Here is a 19,229-nt window from a genome sequence, read left to right on the forward strand (position 1 = left end):
GGATGCCGAGAGCAGTGCGGTTCCACGAGTACGGCGGACCGGAGGTGCTCGCCCTCGATGAGGTGGAGCTTCCCGCAGTGGGCCGCTCGCAGGTGCGCATTCGGGTCGAGGCCGCGGGCCTCAACCCGGCTGACTCGAAGGTGCGGCGAGGGGAGTTCCTGCCGTCGCTCCCGAAATCGCTGCCGTCCGGCATCGGGTTCGAGGCCGCCGGCGTGGTCGATGCAGTCGGTGAGGACGTCACAGGCTTCTCGCCCGGAGACGAGGTGTTCGGCCTGGTGCGGCTCGGCGGGGTGGCGGACTTCGCGATCGCCCCCGCGACCTCGATCGCGCGAAAGCCGGCAGAGCTCGACTGGCCTCGTGCCGGCGGGCTTGCATCGGTCGGACAGACGGCGCTGGACATCGTCGCATCGCAGCAGGTCACGCCTGGGATGACGGCGCTGGTCAGCGCGGCTGCCGGGGGAGTGGGCTCCATGGTCGCTCAGCTCGCGATGCTCGCCGGGGCGCGTGTGATCGGCACCGCGAGCGCCGGCAACGTCGAGTATCTCGAGGAGCTCGGAATCCTTCCGATCGCCTACGGCCCAGGGCTCGCCGAGCGCCTGCTCGAGACGGCCGACGACATCGACGTGGTGTTCGACCACGCGGGCGAGGAGACCGTCCGTGCTGCGCTGGCTCTCGGCGTGGATGCTGCCCGGATCAACACCATCGCCGCAGACGCTCAGGCCCTCGGTGTGCGCGGTGTCGGGCAGCAGCGCGCTGATCCTGCAGGGCTTGAGCTACTCGCCCACCAGGTCGCCGACGGGCAGCTGACTCTGCGCATCGACTCAGCGCATGGGCTCGATGACGCTCAGGCCGCGTATCGCCGGCTCGACTCGCGCCACGCTCGGGGCAAGGTTGTCATCGTGCCGACCTTGGCCTGACCCGCGAGTGAAGAACCACGCGTCGGGCGCATTCCAAACGAGACACGCCATGTTCTCTGGCCCTCGAAATGGGGGTCAGTGGCGTGGGTGAAGCTGAGTAGCGTGACACTCACAGATCCGCTGGGGGGCGGTCACAGCGTTCAGGGGGACGGGAGCGCTGACCTGGGGCGGGGGCCGGAATCGGCCCCCGCTTCGCGGTTCACGCGGCTCACGGTGGAGGTCCCGGGTCGGCTCGCCAGGCCGCTTCTGAAGCCGGGATCACGTCTCGCGAATCACGCCCCAACACCTGACCGCAGCCAGATCCCCTAGGTGAACCGCGTTCAGCGGGGGTGCAGTGAGCCGGCAGCGCTGAGCCGGGCCGGCAATACTCTGACGAGCGCGGCCACGGCCTTGTACCGCAGCGATGGCGTGCACGTCATCCGCCCGGCATCCGCGGCCCGCAATGCGGCACGCACCACCCGGTCGGCCTTCAGCCAGAGCCACCGCGGCACAGTGTCGTCGCGCACGCGCATGCGCTCGTGGAACTCGGTGCGGACGAAACCGGGCTGCACCACCGTGACCGTGACGCCGGCGCGGCGATACTCGACGTGCGCCCAGCGGCTGAAGCTGATGACCCAGGCCTTGGCGGCACCGTAGCTGTCGCGGGGCGTGAGTCCCGCGATGCTCGCGACATTGATGATCGTGCCGTGGCGGGTGGGCAGCATGGCGCCCAGCGCGGCATGCGAGAGTCGCATGGGCGCCGTGACGAGCAGGTCGAGCAGCGCTTGCTGGTCGCCGAGCGATGTGCGGTCGAACGCTCCTCGCACGCCCATGCCGGCGTTGTTGACCAGCACCTCCACTGGACGGTCGGATGCTTGGAGCCGCTGTGCAACGGCGTCAACTCCGTCGCGCGAGGCGAGGTCGGCGACGAGCACCTCCGGTCGCCCGCCGCGGCCACGCAGCTCCGCCGCGACCGCTTCGAGTCGCGAGGAGTCCCGTGCGACGAGCACGACATCGAAGCCGCGATCAGTGAGTTGGCGTGCGAATTCAAGGCCGAGGCCCGCACTAGCGCCTGTCACCAGGGCCACGGGCCGTGTCGAACCCGGGCTCGCTGACTTTCGGAGGAGCGCCATGCGATCACGCTACCGACTCGTTGATGACGCCCACGACCGCGTCGATTCCGGCACCGGTCTGCGCTCTTGGGCTAGAGCGGTTTGCCGCCCGTGACCGGCAGGATCGCGCCGCTCGTGTAGCTCGCATGGTCGGACGCGAGGTACACGTAGGCGCCCGCGAGCTCGGCCGGTTGGCCGGCGCGCCCGAGTGGCGTGTCCTGACCGAAGGATTCGAGTTTCTCGTCCCACCCCGTGGAGGGGATGAGCGGCGTCCAGATAGGGCCGGGTGCCACGGCGTTGACGCGGATGCCCTTCGGTCCGAGATCCTCCGCCATCACCCTCGTGAATCCCACGAGCGCGAACTTCGTCATGGCGTAGTCGAAGATCGATGGGCTCGGGTTGAATCCCTGAATCGACGCCGTCACGATGATCGAGGCGCCGGGTTGCAGATGCTTGAGCGCCTCGCGCACCATGAAGACGGGAGCGAACACATTCGTTCGCATCACTCGCTCGAAATCCGCGGTCGGCACCGTGTCGATCCCGTCCCGATTGCGCTGGTATCCGGCGTTGAGCACCAGGGTGTCGAGCCCGCCCAGACGCTCCACCGTCTGCGTCACGATGGAGGAGCAGAACGCCTCGTCCTGCAGGTCGCCGGGCAGCAGCAAGGCAGTGCGACCGGCTTCTTCGATGAGGCGACCCGTGTCTTCGGCGTCGCGCTGCTCGTCGGGCAGGTAAGAGATCGCAACATCGGCTCCCTCTCGGGCGAATGCGATCGCGACCGCTCGTCCGATTCCGGAGTCGCCGCCCGTGATGAGCGCTCTGCGCCCTGTCAGCATTCCGCTGCCGCGATAGCTCTCCTCACCGTGGTCGGGACGCGGATCCATCGCCTCGGTCGAGCCGGGCGGCGTCTGCTGCTGCTTTGCGAAGCCGCTTTCGTAGTAGGCGTGGCGAGGGTCTTTGCCGCCGTGGTGCTGATTCGTCGACTGCTCCATCGTCTGCTCCTTGCGTGCTGGTTCTTGCTCGGACGTCACAGCCCACCGTGGCCCGCTCTGGTGGCACCGAGAAGGCGGCGGATGCCGATGCACAGCGGATCCGGAGGCGCGGCGAGTGCGCTAAACTCTCTGGGTTGCCGTTTGATCGGCCGCGGATAAAGAGAGCCACTCCATCGGGGAGCCGGCGCCGCGCAACAAGCAGGAAGGGGATCACCTATGGCACTGGATGCAGCGACCAAGAAGGCGATCATCGAAGAGTACGCGACCCACCCCGGTGACACCGGATCCCCTGAGGTCCAGGTCGCAGTGCTGTCCAAGCGCATTTCCGACCTCACCGAGCACCTGAAGCACCACAAGCACGACCACCACTCGCGTCGTGGCCTGCTGCTGCTCGTCGGTCAGCGTCGTCGTCTGCTCGGCTACCTCGCCGACGTCGACATCAACCGCTACCGCAGCTTGATCGAGCGTCTCGGCCTGCGCCGCTGACACCTTCTTGAAGAAGAGGCCGTCGCCCATCGGGCGACGGCCTCTTTTCGTTCGGTGGCTCGGAGACCGCATGCCGGGACGGCACCCGGCGCTGGCCTCGCGGCGACGATCAGAGATGACCGTCGCTCCAAGCTCCAGTGCGCCGTCAGAACGGGTATCTGAGCATCGCGGCCACCGGTGACCCGTTCGGCAAGTCTTCCGCGCGCGCCGCGATGACGCGGCCGCTCGCGCGGAGCACCCGGCATGCGATGTCGTCGAGCACGCTCAGCCGCGGCGCACCGCCGTGCGCACCGGCATCCGTGACCATGAGCTCGCTCGCGTCCTCCCCGACTTCAGCGTTCTCGCCCGCACCCTCATCGACGTGGAGGGCGCCGTCGCTGTCGATCCAACCCTCGACCACGGCTTCGATGTCGAACATCAGCTCCTCGACCGCGCCCGCCGCCGCCGCTTTTGCGACATGGCCGAGGTCTCCCGTGGCGCAGTCGCGGTCGCGGTACTGCTCGTATCGTTGGCGCCATTCCTCGAGCTGCTGGCGGTGCAACTCATCGAGCACGATCCTGGCTCGCTCGGTGAGGTCGGCTCCCGTGAGTGACTCAGGGTTCGGCTCGATGCTCCGCTCCAGCAGATGGGGGTAGGTATTGACGCTGCGGTAGGCCGACTCGAACTTCGGGCTCGCCGAGAGGATGAGCGGCAACTCTGAGCCGTTGACCCGCTCGAGCACAGCGTCTTGCACAATGCGGGCGAAGCGCTGCTGCTCCGTGCGGTCGCCATTGGCGCCCTGGGCGCGCTGGCGGTCGAACCTGCCCTCGTTGACGGCGATCTCGAGCACCGTGTGAAGGTCGTCCGGCAGGTCGAGCTCGAGCTTCCGAGTGGGTTCCTCCCGCGAGATGCCGTAGAGCTGCACATCGCCCTCGGTGAGGGCGAGCACGTAGGCGGCATTGGCGAAGGTGGTCGCGCGCAGTAGCGCGCCGATGTCGAAGCGGTCGCCGATCGATAGGCGCTCAGGCAGGCGGTTCACCAATCGGAATGCGCGCAGCACGCCCGCTCCGGCGAACACCGCGAGCGTATGCGCCTGCCGCCGCCAGAACTCGCTGTCCGATTCGAGCTCGGAGAGCGGCGCGATGATCTGTTCGACGACATCCTTATCCACACCGGATGCCGCGAGCCGACGCTTCGCCTGGTCCACCGTGCTGCGGAACAGCACCCTCGTATTGTCGGTCTCGCGGGGCATCGGTGAACTGGGCAGATACATCGAGACCAGAGGCTGGTCTCGGTGGTTCGTCAGGTCGCGCAGATCGGCGGCTGAGGGAAGCACTGGGAGCAATGGATCCTCCTTGTCGGCGTACCGGATCGGCGCGCCTTTGTCGGGGCGTCGCGAGGCCCTGCGGTGTCCGAGGAAGGGCGCGGCATCGCGACCAGTGCCTTCACGCTACGTCGCCGCTTCGCGCTCCGGTAGCGCCCTCGTCGCATCCTTTTGGGCCTCGGTGGGAATACTCAGGCGGAGGTCGCTGTTTGGCCTAATGTTCATGCGAATGCATAGAATCTCACCAGGACCGACCAGACGATCGCGCCACCAGGGTGCGTGAGGAGCACGAACCGATGCACATGCAATTCGGCATTTTCAGCGTGGGCGACATCACCCAGGACCCCACCACCGGCATCACGCCCACGGAGACCGAGCGGTTGCAGAACCTGCTCACGATCGCCCAGCACGCCGAAGCGGTCGGCCTCGACGTCTTCGCGATGGGGGAGCACCACAACCCGCCGTTCTTCCCGTCGAGTCCGGTCGCGATCAACAGCTGGCTGGCGGCGAAGACGGAACGCATCATCCTCTCGACGGCCACCACGCTGATCACCACCAACGACCCGGTGCGGCTGGCCGAGGACTACGCGATGCTGCAGCATCTCTCGGGCGGTCGCATGGACCTCACCCTGGGCCGCGGCAACACCGGCCCCGTGTACCCCTGGTTCGGTGAAGACATCCGGCAGGGCATCCCGCTCGCGATCGAGAAGTATGGACTGCTCTATCGCCTCTGGCGTGAGGAGTTCGTCGACTGGGAGGGCAAGTTCCGCACCCCGCTTCAGGGCTTCCAGTCAACGCCTCGCCCGCTCGACGGCGTTCCGCCCTTCGTCTGGCACGGCAGCATCCGCAGTCCCGAGATCGCAGAGCAGGCCGCCTACTACGGCGACGGCTTCTTCGCGAACCACATCTTCTGGCCCGCTTCGCACACCGCCAAGATGGTCGGGTTCTACCGGCAGCGCTTCGAGCACTACGGCCACGGCACGGCTGACCAGGCGATCGTCGGTCTCGGCGGCCAGGTGTTCATGCGCAAGAACTCTCAAGACGCGGTGCGCGAGTTCCGCCCCTACTTCGACAATGCCCCGGTGTACGGTCACGGGCCGAGCCTCGAGGAGTTCACCGCCCAGACACCGTTGACCGTCGGCAGCCCCCAGCAGGTGATCGACCGCACGCTCGGGTTCCGCGACTACGTCGGCGACTACCAGCGGCAGCTGTTCCTGATGGACCACGCGGGTCTTCCGTTGAAGACGGTGCTCGAGCAGCTCGACATCCTGGGCGAAGAGGTCGTGCCGGTGCTGCGCAGGGAGTTCGCCAAGAACCGGCCCTCGCACGTGCCCGACGCACCCACTCACGCCGCTCGCGTGCAGGCGGCGCTCAAGGCCGAGCAGGTCGACGCGAGCGCGGGCGTCACGACGGCCGCATCCGCAGAGTGAGCGACGTGAGCGAAGGAGACCCGCGAATGAACACCCCCAAACGAATCGCCGTCATCTCTGCCGGCCTCGGCAAACCATCGTCGACCCGCATGCTCGCCGATCGACTCGCGCTGGAAAGCGCCGACGTCCTGCGAGAGCGGGGCGTGGAGGTGGAGACATCCACGCATGAGCTCCGCGACATCGCGAGCGACATCACGAACAACATGCTCACTGGCTTCCCGAGCGAGAAGCTCGAGGCGGTCATCGCAGACGTGACCGGCGCTGACGGCCTCATCGTGGTGAGCCCCGTCTTCAGCGCGAGCTACAGCGGGCTGTTCAAGTCGTTCTTCGATGTGCTCGATCCAGCCTCGCTCGCCGGGATGCCGGTGCTCATCGGTGCCACTGCGGGCACGGCCAGGCACTCGCTGGTGCTCGACCACGCGCTTCGCCCGCTGTTCAGCTACCTGCGCGCGATCGTCCTGCCAACCGGAGTGTTCGCCGCGACCGACGACTGGGGTGAGGCGGGCGCCGGAGGGCAGAGCGCCCTCACCGATCGCATCGCCCGCGCCGCTGGCGAGCTGGCGCCTCTCGTCGAGGCGTCGGAGCGTTCGTCCGCGCCGCGCGATCCTTTCGGATTCGATTCGGTGCTGAGCCCGGTCGGCGGCTTCCAGCCCAACTGAGGCCGAGGGAACTCGGCCGCACTTCGGACGCCTCGCATGGGAACGGCCGCCGAGCTGCACAGGTGCTCGGCGGCCGCCCCCGTCCGCCGCTCGGCGGATCGGAGTTCGTCCGTGCTCAGGAGTCGAGCACGAACGTGACCTCCAGCACGACTTGCCACGAGGTGATGACGCCATCCGAGATCTTCACCGTGTGGTCCTTGACCCACGCGCCCTCGATATTCCGCAAGGTCTCATTCGCGCGCTCGATCCCGCTGCGGACGGCGTCCTCGAAGCTCACGGTCGACCGGCTGGTAATGGTTGTGACACGGGCGATGCTTGACATGGTTCCTCCTTGCTCGGCCCCCGGTTCGCTTGCCCCCTTCAACAGTCAACGCCCGCCCCGAGCGGCTGACCAGGCTTGCGCTCGGGCATGCTGCACGCTACTGACGCGAGTCGTGCTCCCGCTCGTCGGAACCCTCGGTGCTAGAATCGCGACGGTCGCTCCCGTTCGAACGGGCGACCGGCGGCTCGTCCGAGGCGCCACAACTCAATAACGAGCTCGAGGTTCATCCGCCAAGGCGGTGAGCCTCACCGGAGCAGGCCGGCTCGAAGCTGGTCCACGGTGGTGATGGGCGGTGCGGATGCTGCGGCATCCGGGTACCGAGCGTTTCTACTGTTGACCAGAGCAGACACCCGGCGACCTGATTCTTCGAATCGATCCGTCGAGTCCCTTCCTGCCCGCTCCTGCTCCCGCGTTCGTCGCCGTGCCCGTCCGGGCGCGGCCGGAAGATGCCGCGCAGGCGCGCGGCAAGCAAAGGAGAGAGACCTCGATGGAAGGTCCCGAGATCAAGTTCGCCGAGGCCGTGCTCGACAACGGCAAGTTCGGCACCCGCACGGTCCGGTTCGAGGCCGGCCGTCTTGCGCAGCAGGCGCAGGGCGCAGTCGCCGCGTACCTCGACGAAGACACCATGCTGCTGAGCGCGACCAGCGCCAGCAAGCAGCCCAAGGAGAACTTCGACTTCTTCCCGCTGACGGTCGACGTCGAGGAGCGCTCGTACGCCGCGGGCAAGATCCCCGGCTCGTTCTTCCGTCGTGAGGGCCGCCCCTCGACCGAGGCGATCCTCGTCTGCCGGCTCATCGACCGCCCGCTGCGCCCCTCGTTCGTCGAGGGTCTGCGCAACGAGGTGCAGATCGTCATCACGGTGCTGAGCATCGCGCCCGACGAGTTCTACGACGCGCTGGCCATCAACGCGGCCTCCGCCTCGACGCAGATCTCGGGCCTGCCCTTCAGCGGCCCGATCGCGGGTGTGCGGCTCGCCCTCATCGGCGACCAGTGGGTCGCGTTCCCGAAGCACTCCCAGCTTGCCGAGGCGGTATTCGACCTCGTCGTCGCGGGTCGAGTCGTCACCGACAAGAACGGCAACGAAGACGTCGCGATCATGATGGTCGAGGCTGAAGCGACCGAGGGCAGCTGGAACCTCATCCAGGCGGGCGCGAAGCGGCCCGACGAGGATGTCGTGGCCGAGGGCCTCGAGGCCGCGAAGCCGTTCATCAAGCAGCTCGTCAAGGCGCAGGAGGAGCTTGCGGCCCAGAGCGCGAAGGCTGTGCAGGAGTACCCGGTGTTCCTGCCGTACGCCGATGAGGTGTACGCCGCAGTCGAGCAGCTGGCCGAGGCCGAACTCCGCGAGATCTACCAGATCGCCGACAAGCAGACCCGGCAGAACTCTGACGACGAGCTCAAGGCGCGCGTGAAGGATGCCGTGGCCGCCAAGGTCCAGGCGGGCGAGCTGCCCGAGTCGGCCAATGCGCAGGTGAGTGCCGCCTACAAGTCGGTCACCAAGAAGGTCGTGCGCGGCCGCATCCTGTCGGAAGGCGTGCGCATCGACGGCCGCGGGCTCGCCGACATCCGTGCGCTCGACGCCGAAGTGCAGGTCATTCCCCGCGTGCACGGCAGCGCGATCTTCCAGCGCGGTGAGACGCAGATCCTCGGCGTCACGACGCTGAACATGCTGAAGATGGAGCAGCAGATCGACTCGCTGAGCCCGGTCACGCACAAGCGCTACCTGCACCACTACAACTTCCCGCCCTACTCGACCGGAGAGACCGGCCGTGTCGGCAGCCCGAAGCGTCGCGAGATCGGCCACGGCTTCCTCGCCGAGCGCGCGATCGTGCCCGTGCTGCCCAGCCGCGAGGAGTTCCCGTACGCGATTCGTCAGGTCTCCGAGGCGCTGAGCTCGAACGGCTCGACCTCGATGGGCTCCGTCTGCGCCTCGACGCTGTCGCTGCTGAACGCCGGTGTGCCGCTCAAGGCTCCGGTCGCCGGCATCGCGATGGGTCTGGTCACTGACGAGGTCGACGGCGAGACGCGCTACGCCGCGCTCACCGACATCCTCGGTGCCGAAGACGCGCTCGGTGACATGGACTTCAAGGTCGCCGGCACGAACGACTTCATCACGGCGATCCAGCTCGACACCAAGCTCGACGGCATCCCGGCTTCGGTTCTGGCCGGCGCGCTGACCCAGGCGAAGCAGGCTCGTACTGCGATCCTCAACGTCATCAACCAGGCGATCGACGCGCCTGACGAGATGGCGCCGACCGCGCCGCGCGTCATCAGCGTGCAGATCCCGGTCGACAAGATCGGCGAGCTGATCGGCCCCAAGGGCAAGACCATCAACGCCATCCAGGACGAGACCGGCGCCGAGATCTCGATCGAGGAAGACGGCACCGTGTATATCGGCGCCACCGACGGCCCCTCTGCCGAGGCGGCCCGTGCCCAGGTGAACGCCATCGCCAACCCGACGAACCCCGAGGTCGGCGAGCAGTTCCTCGGCACGGTCGTGAAGATCGCGACCTTCGGCGCGTTCGTCTCGCTGCTTCCCGGCAAGGACGGCCTGCTGCACATCTCCGAGGTGCGCAAGCTCGCCGGCGGCAAGCGCGTCGAGAACGTCGAAGACGTGCTCGGCGTCGGCCAGAAGATCCTTGTCGAGATCACCAAGGTCGACGACCGCGGCAAGCTCTCGCTCGCCCCGGTGCTGAACGACGAGGCGGATGCCGCCTCTTCCGACGCGGCGCAGCCCGCGGCGGCTGAGTGAAGCTGACCGCCAGCCCCAGCGCGGCTCGCTGAGCCGCAGGCTCCGAGGGCACGAGGGCCCGTTCCCCTTCCGGGAGCGGGCCCTCGCCCATGCGGACAGTCCTCGGCGATCTCCCGGATGCGAGTGCCGATCCGCGGTCCGTCGGCGTGTCGCGAGTCTCAACCTCGAGTCGAGGGTGAAACTACCGCAAAGCGAAGAGGACGCAGGAGAAGGGGGCACCATGGGCAGGCACGTCGCATACCGTTCGCCATGGTGGTCGTCGGCACGTCACCGCGGGCCTGGATCCATCGAGCGCGCGCTGGTGCGGGGGCGCCAGTCGTTCGTGCTCGGCACCGCGGCGGCGATGCTGCTCTTCGTCTTCTTCTACAGCACACCCTCGTTACCCGAGCGCGTCGGCGCATAGAGCCGATTGCGGAGAAGGCACCCGTTTCCGGGTGCCTTTCGTGTCTTCGTTCGCCCGCGCGCGTCAGCGTTCGGCGAGCACGCGCTCCAGGGCACGCTGCAGGGCGGCGGCCGCGGCGATCGAGTCGCCCGCGTACCCGCCCGACATCGCGCCGTCCCACGCGAGCAGCAGTTCGTCAGCGCCGTCGCCGGAGAGCGGGTGCCCGCACTCCTGCAGTCGGTTCTGCAGGAATTCGCTGAACCAATCGCGATGCGCGGCGACGAGCAGTCTCACGGGGTGGCCCGGCTCGTGAAACTCGGCCGCTGCGTTCACGAACGGACTGCCGCGGAACTCCTGCTCGACGATCACACTGCCCGCCCAGGCGAACAGGCTTCGCAGCGCGTCCGCAGGAGAGGCGTGCTCGTCGGCGATGCGCTGACAGTACTCGCGCATGACCGCTGAGCGCTGCTCGATGTAGCTGAGCACGAGACGCTCCTTGGAGCCGTAGTGCTTGTAGAACGTCGCCTTCGTTACGCCTGATTCGGCGATGAGACGGTCGATGCCAACGCTGCGGATTCCCTCCGAGTAGAACAGCGCGTCAGCGGTATCGAGAATGCGCGACTTGGCCCCGGAGACACGCCGGGCGATCCTCGGGGGGGCCTCGATCGCCACGGCGTGCTCCTTGTGAGTGCATGTGCGAGGTACCGCACGACTCGTTGCTGTGCGCCCGGGGTGCAGGGGAGGTCCGGACGCGGGTCATGAATGACCCTCGAATACCATACATGAATGAGGACAGACAGACACATCTGTCTACCCTCCTTGGCGTACCCCAATGCAGGGGTGGAACCATCGGTCCATCGCTGCTCAGAGGCATGGCATATGGTGGATTCAATGAACAGCGCCGTGGCTCTTCCACTTGACAGCGCCGACCTCACGATCAGTGCCGCCGGTGGTTCCCTGGTACGAAGAACGGTGCTTCCCAGTGGCATCCGGGTGCTGAGCGAGCGGATGCCTGGCGCCGCCAGCGCGAGCGTGGGCTTCTGGGTCGCGGTCGGTTCCCGCGACGAGCAGCCGGCCACCTATGGCTCCACGCATTTCCTCGAGCACCTGCTCTTCAAAGGCACCGACTCGCGGAGTGCGCTCGACATCGCGGTCGCCTTCGACGAGGTCGGGGGAGAGCACAACGCTCTCACCGCCAAGGAGCACACCTGCTACTACGCCAAGGTGCGCGATCGTGATCTGCTCATGGCCGTGAGCGTGCTCGCCGATATGTTCGCCAACTCCCGCATCGATCCCGAAGACTTCGAGACCGAGCGCGGCGTCATCCTCGAAGAACTGGCCATGGCCGACGATGATCCTGCCGATGTCGCGGCCGAGCGATTCTTCGAGACCGTCTTCGGAGATCACGACCTCGGTCGTCCGATCGGGGGCACGGTCTCCAGCATCCGCGGTGTCACCCGCGATGAGGTATGGCATCACTATCGCAAGAATTACCGAGCGCAAGACCTGGTGATCACCGTCGCCGGCGCGGTCGACCACGACGAGCTCGTGGCGGCGGTGGAGGTCGCGCTCACCGCCGCGGGCTGGAACCTTGACGAAGAGGCCGTTCCGGTGGAGAGGAGAGTCGGCTCCCAGGCGACGATTGTGAGCGGCAACCGGCTCTCGGTGACCCCTCGCACCACAGAGCAGGCGAATGTGTTCCTCGGTGTGCCCGGCTTCGCGGCAAGTGCCGATGAGCGATGGCCGCTCGCCGTGCTCACCAACGTGCTCGGTGGCGGTATGTCGAGCCGATTGTTCCAAGAGATTCGCGAGCGTCGCGGTCTTGCCTATTCAGTGCACTCATTCGCCTCCAGCTATTCGGATGCCGGCGTCTTCGGCATGTACGCGGGGTGCACGCCTGCGCGCCTCGGCGACGTCGCTCAGTTGATGCAGGCCGAGTTCATGCGAATGGCAGACGACGGCATCACCCGTGACGAACTGCGACGGGCGAAGGGCCAGTTGGCCGGCGCCGCCGCCCTGGCGCTCGAGGACTCCGACGCGCGCATGAGCCGCCTGGGCCGAGCCGAGCTCACGATGGGCGAGTTCATCGACCTCGATGAGTCGTTGCGCCGACTCGAGCAGGTCACAGTTGAACGGGTGCTCGACGTCGCGCGAACGCTCGCGGCCGCCCCGCTCGCCATTGCCGCTGTCGGGCCGGTTGAAGCGGCATCCGTGGCGCCGCTGATCAACGCGAGCGCTGCCGCGTGACGCGCGGCCAACAAGGGCGAGCCGCCTCGAATCGCGGGACTCTGGGGGAGACACGATGACGCGATACCTGTACTTGGTGCGCCACGGCGAACAGGTCGACGCCGAGCACGGCCTCCCCGACGGCCCGTTGAGCGGTCGGGGTGTGCGTCAGGCGCAGGCGATCGCTACGCGGCTCGGCGGCGTACCGTTCGAGGGTGCGTGGACCTCGCCCCTGCAACGCGCGCAAGAGACCGCCCGCATCATGACCGAGCGTCTCCCAGCGCTCGAGCCAGAGCCTTCGGCATTGCTCATGGACTGCGTGCCGTCAGGGCCGACCCCCGAGATGCATCCCTCGTTCGAGTCCTTCTATGGGGGAGTGACGCCGGAGGAGATCGCGGCGGGCGAGGCACAGATGGCGGATGCCGTGGCCGAGTGGCTCCGCCCCGCCCGCGACGACCGGCACGACCTGCTGATCACCCACAACTTCGTGATCGCGTGGTTCGTGCGCGAAGCGCTCGATGCGCCGACCTGGCGCTGGATGGGTCTCAACCAGGCGCACTGCGGGTTGACCATCATCCGCGTGCGGTCGGCCAAGCCGCCGCAGTTGGTGGTGCACAACGACCTGGGGCACCTTCCGACCGAGCTGCGCACGGGAATGCCCGACGAGCAGCCCTTCTAGGACCAGCACCCCTTCTAGGCGTTCACCGAGGTTAGAGCCTCTTGAGGAACCAGTTCGTGGCGTTCGGGTTGTCGTTGTAGGGCGGGATGGATTCGTACCCTGCCGAGCGGTACAGGGCGTTGGCGGCGTGCAGGCTCGCATTCGTGTCGAGCACGAGTTCCTGCGCACCGAAGGCCCTGGCGCGCCGCTCGAGCTCGTCGAGCAGCGCTCGGCCGATGCGCTGTCCGCGAGTGTGGGGCTCGAGCCAGATGTGCTTGACCTCGTAGCGAACGGCATCCGAGGGTGACTCCAGCAACCGGATGCCGCCGCAGCCGACATCGCCGGGTTCGCCCTCGATCGTCTCGCCCTCGACGATCAGGAAGACGCCGCGGGGAGGCACGAAGTCGTCGGCATTCGGACGGTTGACGCGGTACTCGCCTAGTTCGGCGGGGAACCCGGCAGCCCGTGAGGCGAAGTATTCGTCCAGCAGCCGCGCAGCCGAGGGCTCTTCGATGGTCGCTTCTCGGAAGGTCACCACAGAATCACACTACGGGCGCGACACTACGATTGCTCGCATGACGACTTCAGTCGCGGTGATCGGCGCGAACGGCCGAATGGGTTCGCTCGCCTGCCGCCTCATCGAGCAGAGCGACGACTTCCGCCTCGCGGCCGGCATCGGCTCATCCGGCGACCTCAGCGAGATGCTGGAGGCCGACCTCGCGATCGACTTCACGGTGCCCGAGGTGTCGCCTGCCGTCGTCGAGTACGCGGTCGCGCACGGGGTTCCGATCCTCGTGGGCACGAGCGGCTGGTCGGCCGAGCGCGTCGAGGAACTCGAGACGACGATCGGCGGCAAGTTCTCGGTCGGCGTCATCATCGTGCCGAACTTCTCGCTCGGCAGCGTGCTCGCGACGAGGCTCGCGGTCACCGCGGCCAGGTTCTTCGACTCCGTGGAGATCATCGAGGCCCACCACGAGCACAAGATCGATTCCCCGTCGGGAACCGCAGTGCGCACGGCCGAACTCATCACCGAGGCGCGCGGCGCACGCGGGCCGGTCGATGCGCCGTTCGCTGATCAGCCCGCGCGGGGCCAGCAGGTCGCCGGCGTGCCCGTGCACAGTCTTCGGATGCATGGAGTGGCGGCTCGGCAGCAGGTCATCCTCGGCGGGGCGGGCGAGCAGTTGATGATCCAGCACGACACGCTCTCGGCATCCGCGTACGAGGCCGGGATCATGCTGGCGCTGCGGGCGCTGCCGAAGACCCGCGGTGTGGTGGTCGGGCTCGACCGGCTCCTGGGGCTTGACGACGAGGGAGCCTCGCCCTCATGACGCGTGCCGGCGTCGTCGCGATGTCGCTGCTGCTCGTGCTGTACCTGGCGTTCACCATGCAGTACGCGGTGATCATGATCACCGACGGCCACCCGATCCTCATCGTGCTCGGGGTCGCTCTCGCGGTGCTGCCGCTGCTCGGCGCCTGGGGCCTGTTCGTCGAGGTCCGGTTCATGCTGCGCGCTCAGCGCCTTGCGCGCCGGCTGGAGCGCGAGGGAGCGCTCCCCGCCGACGCCGTGCCGCTGCAGCCGAGCGGACGGCCCGACCGAGCGGCCGCCGACGCGCTGTTCCCGAAGTTCCGTGAGGCGGTCGAGGCGGAGCCCGACTCCTGGCGCGCGTGGTTCAGGCTCGGCATCGTCTACGACGCAGCGGGCGACCGCAAGCGTGCGCGGCACGCCACGCGCCGGGCGATCGAACTCGCGCGAGCCGAGGGCGCACCGGCCCGCTGACGGTGCCCCTTCCGCTGCTTCGGCCGGCCGGACGCGAACAGAAACGACGGGCGGCATCCCTGGTCGGATGCCGCCCCTCGTCATTCGCGGACGATGCCGCCGTGCGACGCTCTACGCCAGGCTCGCCTCGAGCGTGATCTTCACGCCGGCGAGCGCCCGCGAGACCGGGCAACCCTTCTTGGCCTCTTCCGCGATGCGCTGGAAGTCGGACTCATCGATGTTCGGCACCTTGGCGCTGACGAGCAGGTGGCTACCGGTGATGCCCTCTTCGCCGCCGCCGAACGTGACCGCCGCGGTCACCTGCAGGCTCTCGGGGGGAGTGCCGTTCTCGGCGAGCATGTTCGAGAACGCCATCGAGAAGCACGCGCTGTGCGCTCCCGCGATCAGTTCCTCGGGCGTCGACATGCCGGTCTCGCCGTCGGCGCGCGCCTTCCACGTCATTGGGAACTCGCCGGCATCCGACGTGTCGAGCGAAGTCGTTCCCTTGCCACTCATCAGATCGCCGAACCACAGGGTCGTGGCTTCACTGGTCACAGCCATCACGGCCTCCTCTACGCTGGGGACCTCCAGCCTATGGCCGGGCCCGGCTGAATGGCAGGGGACGGCATGCCGGGGGATTCCGATGCGGGCCAGGTAGCCTCGTCCCATGGCGTCGAGCGTTCCGCACTCCCTCCAGCACTCCGGGCTTCCGCAGGCACCCGTGCGCACCCCGTACGAAGACCTCTTGCGCGACACCCTTGAGCACGGCACGCCGAAGACGGACCGCACCGGCACCGGAACGCGTAGCGTGTTCGGACGCCAGCTGCGCTTCGACCTCGGCGAGGGGTTCCCGCTCATCACCACGAAGCGCGTTCACTTCAAGTCGATCGCCTATGAGCTGCTGTGGTTCCTGCGCGGAGACAGCAATGTGCGTTGGCTCCAGGAGCACGGCGTGAGCATCTGGGACGAATGGGCGAATGCCGAGGGCGAGCTCGGGCCCGTCTACGGCGTGCAGTGGCGCTCCTGGCCGACGCCGAGCGGCGAGCAGCTCGACCAGATCACCCAGGTGATCGACGACATCAAGCGCACCCCCGACTCGCGCCGGCTGATCGTGTCGGCGTGGAACCCGGCCGACATCCCGAGCATGGCGCTCGCGCCCTGCCACGCGCTCTTCCAGTTCTACGTCGCCGACGGCAAGCTGTCGTGCCAGCTGTACCAGCGCAGCGCCGACCTCTTCCTCGGCGTGCCGTTCAACATCGCGAGCTACGCACTGCTCACTCACATGGTCGCGGCGCAGACCGGCCTGCAGGTCGGCGATTTCGTGTGGACGGGCGGCGACTGCCACATCTACGACAACCACGTCGCACAAGTGACCGAGCAGCTCACGCGCGACCCGTACCCGTATCCGACGCTGCGCATCGCAGCCGAGCGTCCGAGCATCTTCGACTACGAGTACGACGACTTCGTGATCGAGGGCTACCAGCACCACCCGGCGATCCGCGCCGCCGTCGCCGTCTGACATGCTCGGGCTCATCTGGGCGCAAGCGCGTGGTCGTGTGATCGGCGCGCAGGGCACCATGCCGTGGCACCTGCCGGAAGACCTGGCGCACTTCCGCCGCACCACGATGGGTTCGCCGGTGATCATGGGTCGCCGCACGTGGGAATCGTTCCCCGAGAAATTCCGACCTCTCCCAGGGCGTCGGAACATCGTCGTGACCCGCCGAACCGACTGGGCGGATGCCGGTGCAGAGCGCGCTGATTCGCTCGACGCGGCGATCGCGCTCGCCGGCGAGCAGCCGACGGTGTGGGTCATCGGCGGGGGACAGCTGTACCGAGACGCGATCGGGCTGGCCGATCGGCTCGTGGTCACCGAGCTCGACCTCGAGGTGGAGGGCGACACGCTCGCGCCCGAGATCGGTGCGGAGTGGGCCCTGCAGCATCGCGAGCCGGATGCGGGATGGCACACCGCGGCGAACGGCATCCGGTACCGCTTCTGCACGTACGAGCGCGCCTGACGACGCCCGACGCCCGACGACGACGACGACGCCCGACGCCTCACGCCTGACGCCCCGCGAGCACAGGCGAGCCCGCGAGTGCCTACTTCGAGTGCCGCTCCGCGACGATGCGCCGGGCCTCGGCGATCGCCTCAGGAGTGGTCGAGAACACGTGGCCCTTGTCCCGCAGTTGCGGCGCCACCCCGAGCGTCTGCAATGTGCGGCTGTGCTCCGGGTGGGTGCCAGAGACGAGCACGGTGATGCCCTTCCGCTCGAGCTTCGTGATCACGTCGTCGAGGATCTTCGCGCCTGTGGCGTCGAGGGTCGTCACGCGCGACATCCGCAGGATCACCACGTCGACATCGGCCACTTCGCTGAGCTCGAGCAGGAACCGGTGCGCCGCACCGAAGAAGAGCGGGCCGTCGAAGCGGTAGGCGACGATGTGCTCATCCAGCAGCGGGCTGAGCTCGGGCGGCCTCGGACCGGCATCCTGCTCGAGCGGCACCTGCTCCACTCGTGCCGCCCGTGCGACGCTGCGCAGCGCGAGCAGCGCTGCCACGATCACCCCGGCGACGACCGCGGCCACGAGGTCGACGAGCACGGTGATGGCGAGCGTCAGCACGAGCACCACGGCGTCCGCGCGCGTCGACTTGAGCAGGGCCTTGATCGACCCGACGCCGACCATCTGCACGCAGGTCGCGACCAGCACGCCTGCGAGCGCCGCCAAGGGGATCTTCGCGACGAGCGCAGAGCCGACGAACACCATGCCTGCGAGCACGAGCGAATGCGCCACGGCCGCAGTGCGGGATCGCGCGCCGGCGCGCACATTCACGGCCGTGCGGGCGATGGCGGCCGTCGCAGGCACGCCGCCGAAGAACGGCACAGCGATGTTCGCCAAGCCCTGTCCGAACAGTTCACGATCGGGGTGGTGTCGCTCGTTCACGCTCATCGAGTCGGCGACGGTCGCGCTGAGCAGGCTCTCGAGGGCGGCCAGCGCAGCGACCGCCAATGCCGATGGCAGCAGGGCGGCGATGCGTGAGGCATCGATGAAGTCGGCGGTCGGAAGGGGAAGCCCCGCCGGGATCGCGCCGATGCGCGCGAGGTCGAGGTGGGCCAATTCTGCGACGAGGGTCGCGACAGCGATCGCGATGAGCGAGAACGGCACGATCGGCTTGAGGCGGGCGCCGATGAGGATCACCGCGGCGACAACGAGCGCCATGACCAGAGGCGCCCACTGCGGCGACTGGAACCACTGCAGCACCGCATCGCCGGCGATCGCCAGCACCTGGTGCGAGTCACCGCCCTTCACGCCGAGCAGGTTCGGCACCTGCTGCAGCACGATCACCACGGCGATGCCGGCCGTGAACCCCTCGACGAGTGAGGTCGGCAGCATCCGCACGTAGCCGCCCACGCCCGAGAGCGACAGCATCACGAGCATCACTCCTGCCATGAGGCCGACGAGCAGCACCCCGCCGGCTCCGTGCTGGTGCACCACTGGCAGCAGCACCACGGTCATCGCGCCGGTCGGGCCCGAGATCTGCAGGTTGCTGCCGCCGAACACCGACGCCACGATTCCCGCGATGATCGCCGTTGTCATCCCCGCCGCGGCGCCGAGGCCCGATGCCTCGCCGAACGCCAGTGCGAGTGGGAGCGCCACGATCGCGACGGTCATCCCTGCGACGAGGTCGCGCAGCGGCGCCTTTCGGGCGTAGGCCAGGTCGGATGCCGCCGGCAGCAGTGCGCGCACGTGCCGCCACGCGCGTCCCCAGCCGCTCGCCGTTCGCGTGCTCATCGGCCTCCTCCTTCGAGACTCGTGAGCAGTGCTTGGTCGTGTCGCAAGTTCGCGACGATCATGGCGCGGGCGATCGTGAGGATCTGCTCCATCCGGGGATCGCGAAGCGAGTAGACGATCGTGGTGCCTTCACGGCGGGTCGAGACGACCCCGGCTTTGCGAAGCACCCGCAGGTGCTGCGAGAGGTGTGAGGGCTCGGCTCCGAGCGTGTCGGCCAGTTCGCCGGCCGACCGCTCCTCATGGCTCAGCAGTTCGAGCACTCGGATGCGTGCGGGGTGGGCAAGCGACTTGAAGAGCTCGGCCTTCACCTCGGCGACGGGCAGCGCGGAATGTTCGACCATCCAGTTATTGTACTAGTTGATACTTCTATCAACAAGGCGCGCACGGGTGGTGCGGGCCCCGTCGCGTTCGGTGTCAGCAGCAGTGCCGGCCGCCACGCCTCAGCAGATTCGCCACGGCAGCCGTCTACGAT

General features: G+C 67.9%; 21 protein-coding genes. 12 read left to right on the forward strand and 9 right to left on the reverse strand.

The annotated features are described in order from the left end of the window. The first annotated feature begins 2 nt into the window (after positions 1-2). Positions 3-917: an NADP-dependent oxidoreductase gene (locus tag ABV606_RS10175; protein ID WP_353987629.1), complete on the forward strand. Its 915-nt coding sequence runs from the start codon at positions 3-5 to the stop codon at positions 915-917. A gap of 320 nt (positions 918-1,237) precedes the next feature. On the opposite strand, the gene ABV606_RS10180 is transcribed toward ABV606_RS10175, so the two are convergent. Both ABV606_RS10180 and ABV606_RS10185 read right to left on the reverse strand, forming a co-directional pair. Next, positions 1,238-2,029, reverse strand: coding sequence for an SDR family NAD(P)-dependent oxidoreductase (locus tag ABV606_RS10180; protein WP_353987630.1), 792 nt, complete (start codon positions 2,027-2,029; stop codon positions 1,238-1,240). A 71-nt stretch (positions 2,030-2,100) separates the two neighbouring features. Further along, positions 2,101-3,000, reverse strand: a complete 900-nt coding sequence (locus ABV606_RS10185) for an SDR family oxidoreductase (protein ID WP_353987631.1) — start codon at positions 2,998-3,000, stop codon at positions 2,101-2,103. A 216-nt stretch (positions 3,001-3,216) separates the two neighbouring features. Between ABV606_RS10185 and rpsO the strand changes: the two genes are divergently transcribed. Beyond that, positions 3,217-3,486, forward strand: a complete 270-nt coding sequence (gene rpsO, locus ABV606_RS10190) for a 30S ribosomal protein S15 (protein WP_281489496.1) — start codon at positions 3,217-3,219, stop codon at positions 3,484-3,486. Positions 3,487-3,631: 145 nt separating this feature from the next. Here rpsO and ABV606_RS10195 read toward each other — a convergent pair whose 3' ends face one another. Beyond that, positions 3,632-4,801 (reverse strand): hypothetical protein, encoded by a 1,170-nt coding sequence (locus ABV606_RS10195; protein WP_281489557.1) that lies wholly within the window; start codon positions 4,799-4,801, stop codon positions 3,632-3,634. Between the two features lie 290 nt (positions 4,802-5,091). On the opposite strand from ABV606_RS10195, the gene ABV606_RS10200 reads away from it, so the two are divergent. Both ABV606_RS10200 and ABV606_RS10205 read left to right on the forward strand, forming a co-directional pair. Beyond that, positions 5,092-6,219, forward strand: a complete 1,128-nt coding sequence (locus ABV606_RS10200) for an LLM class flavin-dependent oxidoreductase (protein WP_353988816.1) — start codon at positions 5,092-5,094, stop codon at positions 6,217-6,219. A gap of 26 nt (positions 6,220-6,245) precedes the next feature. Next, the gene (locus ABV606_RS10205; RefSeq protein WP_281489497.1) at positions 6,246-6,878 is read left to right on the forward strand and encodes an FMN reductase; all 633 of its coding nucleotides are present in this window, start codon (positions 6,246-6,248) and stop codon (positions 6,876-6,878) included. A gap of 115 nt (positions 6,879-6,993) precedes the next feature. On the opposite strand, the gene ABV606_RS10210 is transcribed toward ABV606_RS10205, so the two are convergent. Beyond that, positions 6,994-7,200 (reverse strand): dodecin family protein, encoded by a 207-nt coding sequence (locus tag ABV606_RS10210; protein ID WP_281489498.1) that lies wholly within the window; start codon positions 7,198-7,200, stop codon positions 6,994-6,996. A gap of 487 nt (positions 7,201-7,687) precedes the next feature. Here ABV606_RS10210 and ABV606_RS10215 point away from each other — a divergent pair, with 487 nt between their 5' ends. Both ABV606_RS10215 and ABV606_RS10220 read left to right on the forward strand, forming a co-directional pair. Next, the gene (locus tag ABV606_RS10215; RefSeq protein WP_353987633.1) at positions 7,688-9,949 is read left to right on the forward strand and encodes a polyribonucleotide nucleotidyltransferase; all 2,262 of its coding nucleotides are present in this window, start codon (positions 7,688-7,690) and stop codon (positions 9,947-9,949) included. A gap of 220 nt (positions 9,950-10,169) precedes the next feature. Further along, positions 10,170-10,352, forward strand: a complete 183-nt coding sequence (locus tag ABV606_RS10220; protein WP_281489500.1) for a hypothetical protein — start codon at positions 10,170-10,172, stop codon at positions 10,350-10,352. Positions 10,353-10,415: 63 nt separating this feature from the next. Here ABV606_RS10220 and ABV606_RS10225 read toward each other — a convergent pair whose 3' ends face one another. Beyond that, positions 10,416-11,003, reverse strand: a complete 588-nt coding sequence (locus ABV606_RS10225; RefSeq protein WP_353987634.1) for a TetR/AcrR family transcriptional regulator — start codon at positions 11,001-11,003, stop codon at positions 10,416-10,418. Positions 11,004-11,222: 219 nt separating this feature from the next. Here ABV606_RS10225 and ABV606_RS10230 point away from each other — a divergent pair, with 219 nt between their 5' ends. Further along, the gene (locus ABV606_RS10230; protein ID WP_353987635.1) at positions 11,223-12,578 is read left to right on the forward strand and encodes a M16 family metallopeptidase; all 1,356 of its coding nucleotides are present in this window, start codon (positions 11,223-11,225) and stop codon (positions 12,576-12,578) included. Positions 12,579-12,633: 55 nt separating this feature from the next. Continuing rightward, positions 12,634-13,236: a histidine phosphatase family protein gene (locus ABV606_RS10235; RefSeq protein ID WP_281489503.1), complete on the forward strand. Its 603-nt coding sequence runs from the start codon at positions 12,634-12,636 to the stop codon at positions 13,234-13,236. Between the two features lie 31 nt (positions 13,237-13,267). Here the strand turns inward: ABV606_RS10235 and ABV606_RS10240 are convergent, their stop codons facing one another. Then, positions 13,268-13,750, reverse strand: coding sequence for a GNAT family N-acetyltransferase (locus tag ABV606_RS10240; protein WP_340309603.1), 483 nt, complete (start codon positions 13,748-13,750; stop codon positions 13,268-13,270). Positions 13,751-13,790: 40 nt separating this feature from the next. On the opposite strand from ABV606_RS10240, the gene dapB reads away from it, so the two are divergent. Continuing rightward, positions 13,791-14,543, forward strand: a complete 753-nt coding sequence (dapB, locus tag ABV606_RS10245; protein ID WP_353987637.1) for a 4-hydroxy-tetrahydrodipicolinate reductase — start codon at positions 13,791-13,793, stop codon at positions 14,541-14,543. Beyond that, positions 14,540-14,992 (forward strand): hypothetical protein, encoded by a 453-nt coding sequence (locus tag ABV606_RS10250; protein ID WP_353987638.1) that lies wholly within the window; start codon positions 14,540-14,542, stop codon positions 14,990-14,992. Before dapB ends, ABV606_RS10250 begins: the two co-directional genes overlap by 4 nt. A 111-nt stretch (positions 14,993-15,103) precedes the next feature. On the opposite strand, the gene ABV606_RS10255 is transcribed toward ABV606_RS10250, so the two are convergent. After that, entirely contained in the window at positions 15,104-15,532 is a 429-nt protein-coding gene (locus ABV606_RS10255; protein WP_281489507.1) for an OsmC family peroxiredoxin, read from the reverse strand. A gap of 106 nt (positions 15,533-15,638) precedes the next feature. Between ABV606_RS10255 and ABV606_RS10260 the strand changes: the two genes are divergently transcribed. Then, a complete protein-coding gene (locus ABV606_RS10260) occupies positions 15,639-16,490 on the forward strand; it encodes a thymidylate synthase (protein ID WP_353987640.1) in 852 nt (283 codons plus the stop codon). 1 nt (position 16,491) lies between these two features. Continuing rightward, a complete protein-coding gene (locus ABV606_RS10265; protein WP_353987642.1) occupies positions 16,492-16,986 on the forward strand; it encodes a dihydrofolate reductase in 495 nt (164 codons plus the stop codon). A gap of 82 nt (positions 16,987-17,068) precedes the next feature. On the opposite strand, the gene ABV606_RS10270 is transcribed toward ABV606_RS10265, so the two are convergent. Continuing rightward, complete coding sequence (locus tag ABV606_RS10270; RefSeq protein ID WP_353987643.1) at positions 17,069-18,757, reverse strand: SulP family inorganic anion transporter; 1,689 nt, start codon at positions 18,755-18,757, stop codon at positions 17,069-17,071. Then, the gene (locus ABV606_RS10275) at positions 18,754-19,098 is read right to left on the reverse strand and encodes an ArsR/SmtB family transcription factor (RefSeq protein WP_353987645.1); all 345 of its coding nucleotides are present in this window, start codon (positions 19,096-19,098) and stop codon (positions 18,754-18,756) included. Before ABV606_RS10275 ends, ABV606_RS10270 begins: the two co-directional genes overlap by 4 nt. Positions 19,099-19,229: the final 131 nt, after the last annotated feature.

The sequence above is a fragment of the Ruicaihuangia caeni genome (genome assembly GCF_040536845.1).
GTDB lineage: Bacteria > Actinomycetota > Actinomycetes > Actinomycetales > Microbacteriaceae > Ruicaihuangia > Ruicaihuangia caeni.

Excerpts from the sequence above, each read along its gene's own strand:
- ABV606_RS10175 (WP_353987629.1), top strand. The coding sequence starts at position 3 with ATGCCGAGAGCAGTGCGGTTCCACGAGTACGGCGGACCGGAGGTGCTC.
- ABV606_RS10180 (WP_353987630.1), bottom strand. The coding sequence starts at position 2,029 with ATGGCGCTCCTCCGAAAGTCAGCGAGCCCGGGTTCGACACGGCCCGTG.
- ABV606_RS10185 (WP_353987631.1), bottom strand. The coding sequence starts at position 3,000 with ATGGAGCAGTCGACGAATCAGCACCACGGCGGCAAAGACCCTCGCCAC.
- rpsO (WP_281489496.1), top strand. The coding sequence starts at position 3,217 with ATGGCACTGGATGCAGCGACCAAGAAGGCGATCATCGAAGAGTACGCG.
- ABV606_RS10200 (WP_353988816.1), top strand. The coding sequence starts at position 5,092 with ATGCAATTCGGCATTTTCAGCGTGGGCGACATCACCCAGGACCCCACC.
- ABV606_RS10205 (WP_281489497.1), top strand. The coding sequence starts at position 6,246 with ATGAACACCCCCAAACGAATCGCCGTCATCTCTGCCGGCCTCGGCAAA.
- ABV606_RS10210 (WP_281489498.1), bottom strand. The coding sequence starts at position 7,200 with ATGTCAAGCATCGCCCGTGTCACAACCATTACCAGCCGGTCGACCGTG.
- ABV606_RS10215 (WP_353987633.1), top strand. The coding sequence starts at position 7,688 with ATGGAAGGTCCCGAGATCAAGTTCGCCGAGGCCGTGCTCGACAACGGC.
- ABV606_RS10220 (WP_281489500.1), top strand. The coding sequence starts at position 10,170 with ATGGGCAGGCACGTCGCATACCGTTCGCCATGGTGGTCGTCGGCACGT.
- ABV606_RS10230 (WP_353987635.1), top strand. The coding sequence starts at position 11,223 with ATGAACAGCGCCGTGGCTCTTCCACTTGACAGCGCCGACCTCACGATC.
- ABV606_RS10235 (WP_281489503.1), top strand. The coding sequence starts at position 12,634 with ATGACGCGATACCTGTACTTGGTGCGCCACGGCGAACAGGTCGACGCC.
- dapB (WP_353987637.1), top strand. The coding sequence starts at position 13,791 with ATGACGACTTCAGTCGCGGTGATCGGCGCGAACGGCCGAATGGGTTCG.
- ABV606_RS10250 (WP_353987638.1), top strand. The coding sequence starts at position 14,540 with ATGACGCGTGCCGGCGTCGTCGCGATGTCGCTGCTGCTCGTGCTGTAC.
- ABV606_RS10255 (WP_281489507.1), bottom strand. The coding sequence starts at position 15,532 with ATGGCTGTGACCAGTGAAGCCACGACCCTGTGGTTCGGCGATCTGATG.
- ABV606_RS10260 (WP_353987640.1), top strand. The coding sequence starts at position 15,639 with ATGGCGTCGAGCGTTCCGCACTCCCTCCAGCACTCCGGGCTTCCGCAG.
- ABV606_RS10265 (WP_353987642.1), top strand. The coding sequence starts at position 16,492 with ATGCTCGGGCTCATCTGGGCGCAAGCGCGTGGTCGTGTGATCGGCGCG.
- ABV606_RS10270 (WP_353987643.1), bottom strand. The coding sequence starts at position 18,757 with ATGAGCACGCGAACGGCGAGCGGCTGGGGACGCGCGTGGCGGCACGTG.
- ABV606_RS10275 (WP_353987645.1), bottom strand. The coding sequence starts at position 19,098 with ATGGTCGAACATTCCGCGCTGCCCGTCGCCGAGGTGAAGGCCGAGCTC.